The organism is Nocardioides sp. CPCC 206348 (assembly GCF_048654705.1).
In the GTDB taxonomy this organism is placed as follows: Bacteria; Actinomycetota; Actinomycetes; order Propionibacteriales; family Nocardioidaceae; genus Nocardioides.
Map to the genome: position 1 here is coordinate 1 of NZ_JBMCZA010000056.1, position 4,455 is coordinate 4,455.

General features: G+C 70.3%; 5 protein-coding genes. 3 read left to right on the forward strand and 2 right to left on the reverse strand.

Annotated elements, in window-relative coordinates; all coding sequences use genetic code 11:
• The coding region (locus ACOADB_RS01885; RefSeq protein ID WP_378596215.1) for an FtsX-like permease family protein at positions 1–1,119 on the forward strand (1,119 nt) is incomplete at its 5' end.
• Positions 1,120–1,159: 40 nt separating this feature from the next.
• Here ACOADB_RS01885 and ACOADB_RS01890 read toward each other — a convergent pair.
• Both ACOADB_RS01890 and ACOADB_RS01895 read right to left on the reverse strand, forming a co-directional pair.
• Positions 1,160–1,963, reverse strand: coding sequence for an ABC transporter permease (locus ACOADB_RS01890; protein ID WP_378596216.1), 804 nt, complete (start codon positions 1,961–1,963; stop codon positions 1,160–1,162).
• Positions 1,960–2,958, reverse strand: a complete 999-nt coding sequence (locus tag ACOADB_RS01895) for an ATP-binding cassette domain-containing protein (protein ID WP_378596217.1) — start codon at positions 2,956–2,958, stop codon at positions 1,960–1,962. The genes ACOADB_RS01890 and ACOADB_RS01895 overlap by 4 nt, the downstream gene beginning before the upstream one ends.
• Before the next feature lie 122 nt (positions 2,959–3,080).
• Here ACOADB_RS01895 and ACOADB_RS01900 point away from each other — a divergent pair, with 122 nt between their 5' ends.
• The gene (locus ACOADB_RS01900) at positions 3,081–4,298 is read left to right on the forward strand and encodes a cytochrome P450 (protein WP_378596218.1); all 1,218 of its coding nucleotides are present in this window, start codon (positions 3,081–3,083) and stop codon (positions 4,296–4,298) included.
• Positions 4,295–4,455 (forward strand): helix-turn-helix domain-containing protein (locus ACOADB_RS01905; protein WP_378596219.1); only part of this gene is annotated, 161 nt, incomplete at its 3' end. The genes ACOADB_RS01900 and ACOADB_RS01905, both read left to right, overlap by 4 nt.

Below are 4,455 nucleotides of genomic sequence, written 5' to 3' on the forward strand. Positions count from 1 at the left end.
GTGGCCGCCGTCGGCGCCACCGTCGCCGGCGTGGTGGCGCTCGGGATCGCCGTCAGCAGCCAGGAGGCTGCCAACAAGGACGCGTACGCCCCGCAGCTCCCCATCGGCCAGGCATCGGTCGCCTACGGCTTCGACGCGGACAAGGATGCTGTCGACGAGACCCTCGCGCGCTACCTGCCCGGCCAGGGTGCCGAGCAGGTCACGGGGGTGCAGACGTCGGGCGAGGCCGGTGAGCTGGAGATCGAGTTCAGCGCTGACGGCGAGGCGCTGATGCTGGAGTACTGGTCCTCGATCGGCTCGCCGTACCTCGTCGGCACGGAGGTGCCCGACTTCATCGAGATGGACGCCGCGGACAGGGAGCGGGCCAACGCCCTGCTCGGCGACGGTGGACTCGTGCTGCTTCGCGGCGCCGACGACAACGGTGCCGACGCGAGCAAGGTCCGTGTCGACGTACGCCAGTACGTCGCGACGGAGGAGTTGCCGCAGCCCATCGCCTCGGCTACCGCGAAGGCCGACGTCATCCAGGTTCAGCGGCCCACGCCACCGGCTCCGGCGCTGATGTCACCCGAGGTCGTCAAGGAGCTCGGGCTCAAGGTCGACACGGTCGGCGTCGTGTTGCCCGGGCCGTTCAGCGAGAGCACGGAGAAGGACATCCAGGAGGCGTTCGGTGCGCTGCCGGTCCAGCCCTACTTCTACGTCGAGCGCGGCTACCAGGCTGACTCGGCCGTCCGGATCATCCAGTTCGTCCTCGGTGCCCTCGGCGCGATCCTGATGCTCGGCGGCACGCTCACGGCGACCTTCCTGGCCCTGTCCGACGCCCGACCCGACCTCGCCACGATGGCGGCCGTCGGAGCGCGCCCCCGCGAACGGCGTCGGGTCGCAGCCGGCTACGCGCTGTTCGTCGGCGGCATCGGCGCCCTGTTGGGAGCGCCGGTCGGCTTCATCCCGGGACTGGCGATCAGCCAGCCGCTGACCCGGCAGTTCGAGACCGGCGCCACCAGCATGGACGTGCCGTGGTTGCTCATCGTGTCCGTCGTGGTCGGGTTGCCCCTGCTCACGGCGGCGGCCGTCGGGGCGTGCGCGCGAGGCCGCCTGCCGCTGACCGCCCGGGTGGAGTGATCCGGTGGGCCCAAGCGGAACGCTGGGCCCACCGGGCCGGTCACTTGCTGGTGGTGAGGCGGTACTGCCGCACCGCGAGCGGGGCGAAGACGACCAGGATGATCGCTACCCAGATCAGCGTGTAGAGCACGGGGTTCTGCATGGACCACGCATCGGTGGGCTCGAATCCGCCGGTGTTGCCGAACAGCTCGCGCGACGACTGCGTCAGCGTCGACACCGGGTTCCACTCGACGATGGTGCGCAGCACGCCGTCGAACGACTCGGTGGGGACGAAGGCGTTCGACACGAACGTCAGCGGCATGATCACGATGAACGAGGCGTTGTTGATGACCTCGACGCTCGGTACCAGCATCCCGACGAACGCCATCACCCAGCTCACCGCATAGGCGAAGAGCAACAGGAGGGCGAAGCCGAGGATCGCGTCGACGAAGCCCTCGCGGATCCGCCAGCCGACCAGGAGGCCGGTCAGCGCCATGATGATCAGCGACAGGATGTTGTAGACGACGTCGGACGTCGTACGACCGACCAGGACCGCGGAGCTGGACATCGGCAGCGACCGGAACCGGTCGATGATGCCCTTCTGCATGTCCTCGGCGAGGCCGGCGCCGGTGAACGTCGCGCCGAAGACGACGGTCTGGGCAAAGATGCCCGCGATCAGCCATTCCTTGTAGTTGACCGATCCCGGCGGGTCGATCGCTCCGCCGAACACGAAGGCGAAGAGCAGCACGAACATGATCGGGCTGATCAGCACGAACACGAGCACCTCGGGCACGCGCTTGATCTTGATCAGGTTGCGCTGGGCGACGACCCAGCCGTCGGTGAGGGCCTGGACTGCGGTGCTCATCGGGCGACCTCCTTGGTGTCGGCGGGGGCGTCGGTCGCGACATCGGCTTCTTCGGCCGCGTGACCGGTGAGGGAGAGGAAGACGTCGTCGAGGGTCGGCCGGCGCAGGCCGACGTCGAGGACGGTGACGGCGTCGCGCTCGAACCCCTGCAGGACGTGCAGCAGGTGGCCGGCACCGCGCCCGGAGACGGCGGCACTGAGCTCGCGCCCGTTGTCGCTGACCCGGACGTCACCGACCGCCACCTCGGCGACGGTGCGGACCGCGGCCTCGCGGTCCTCGACGTCGGCGAGGACGACCTCGATCCGCTCGCCACCGGTCGTCGCCTTGAGCTCGTCGGCCGTGCCGTGCGCGATCGCGCGGCCGTGGTCGATCACGACGATGTCGTCGGCGAGGCGATCGGCCTCCTCGAGATACTGCGTCGTCAGCAGCAGTGTCGCCCCACTGGCGACGAGCTCGCGGATGACGTCCCACATCTGCTGGCGGCTGCGCACGTCGAGCCCGGTGGTGGGCTCGTCGAGGATCAGTACCGGCGGCTCAGCGACCAGTGCACCGGCGAGGTCGAGCCGGCGGCGCATGCCGCCGGAGTAGGTCTTGGAGGGTCGGTCGCCGGCCTCGGTGAGGTCGAAGCGCTCGAGCAGCTCGCGGGCGCGGGCCTGCGCCCGGGCCTTCCCGAGGTGGTAGAGCCGGCCGACCATGACGAGGTTCTCGTAGCCGGTGAGGTGTTCGTCGACAGCGGCGTACTGCCCCGAGAGTCCGATCTTGGCGCGTGCGCCGGCCGGGTCGGCCAGCACGTCGACGCCGGCGACCGTCGCCGAGCCGGAGTCCGGCTTCAACAGCGTCGTCAGGCAGCGGACCGCGGTCGTCTTGCCGGCACCGTTGGGGCCCAGCAGCGCGAGGACCTTGCCCTCGGGGACGGCCAGGTCGAGCCCGCCCAGGGCCTGCACCGTCTTGTAGCTCTTCGTCAGTCCGCTGGCGCGGATCATTGCTTCGCTCATGGTTCGCGTGTTCTTTCTCGTCGTTGCGGGTGCCCTGTCTCGAAGACTAGAGACCGCCACCGACAGCCGGACTCATCGCGACGGCACTGGACAGATTCCCCGATCTGTCTCATCATCGACACATGTCAAACCAGACGTCCAGCGTTGCGTACCGCCCCGGAGGTGGTGAGGCGTGGCGCGACCCGTGGTCGTCGTACGCCGTGCTGCGGGAGCAGGATCCGGTCCACCACGTCGTGCCGCCGGATCGCCCGGAGGCGGACCACTACGTGCTGTCCCGCCATGCCGATGTGCTCGCGGCGGCCGTCGACGTGGCCACCTTCTCCAGCGCGCAGGGCCTGACGGTGGAGTACGACGAGCTCGAGCGGATCGGGCTCGTCGACAACCCGCCGTTCGTGATGACCGACCCGCCCGTCCACACCGCCTTCCGGCGCCTGGTCGCCCGCGGCTTCACGCCCCGGCAGGTGCGCGACATCGAGGCGGAAGTGCGGGCGTTCGTCGTCGAGCGGGTCGAGGGGCTGCGCGCCGCGGGAGGTGGTGACATCGTCGCCGGGCTCTTCAAGCCGTTGCCGAGCCTCGTGGTCGGGCACTACCTCGGTGTCCCCGAAGCGGACCGGGCCCGGTTCGACGAGTGGAGCACCGCGATCGTCGGCGCCAATGTCGGCATTGTGGGCACCGATGCGGCGAGCGCGACCGTCGAGCTGATGGGCTACTTCTCCGAACTGATCGAGCGACGCCGTCGCGAACCCGGCGACGACACCGTCTCCCAGCTCGTTGCCGCAGGCGTGGCCGACGGGCCGGACGCCGACGCCGGCCTGCTCTCGATCCTGGCGTTCGTCTTCACCATGGTGGCCGGGGGAAACGACACGACCACCGGTGCGTTGGGCGGTGCGGTGCAGCTGCTGTCGTCGCGTCCCGACCAGCGCGCCCTGCTCGTCGCCGACCCGTCGCTGCTGCCGGACGCCGTGGAGGAGTTCCTCCGCCTCACCTCGCCGGTCCAGGCCCTGGCCCGGACGGCGGTCCGCGACGTCGTGCTCCACGACACGGTCATTCCCGCGGGTCGCAAGGTGCTGCTGTTGTACGGCGCCGCGAACCGCGACCCGCGTCGCTACGGGCCGGACGCCGACGAGCTCGACGTACGCCGCCGTCCGTCGCAGATCCTGAGCTTCAGCCAGGGCCACCACCACTGCCTCGGCGCCGCGGCCGCGCGGATGCAGATCCTGGTGGCGCTCGAGGAACTGCTGGCGCGGATCCCCGACTTCACCGTCGACGACGCGGCGATCACCTGGGCTCCCGGCCCCTATGTACGACGCCCGCTGGGCGTCCCGCTGGAGGCGAGATGAGCGACTGGGTGGATCGGCGGGCGCCCGCTGTCGAACGGATCCTCGACGCGGCCGGTGGCCTGTTCGCGGAGCGCGGCGTCGACGTGGTCGCGATGTCCGACATCGCCACCGCCGCGGGGTGCTCGCGCGCGACGCTCTACCGCTACTTCCCCGACCG

Excerpts from the sequence above, each read along its gene's own strand:
- ACOADB_RS01900 (WP_378596218.1), top strand. The coding sequence starts at position 3,081 with ATGTCAAACCAGACGTCCAGCGTTGCGTACCGCCCCGGAGGTGGTGAG.
- ACOADB_RS01895 (WP_378596217.1), bottom strand. The coding sequence starts at position 2,958 with ATGAGCGAAGCAATGATCCGCGCCAGCGGACTGACGAAGAGCTACAAG.
- ACOADB_RS01890 (WP_378596216.1), bottom strand. The coding sequence starts at position 1,963 with ATGAGCACCGCAGTCCAGGCCCTCACCGACGGCTGGGTCGTCGCCCAG.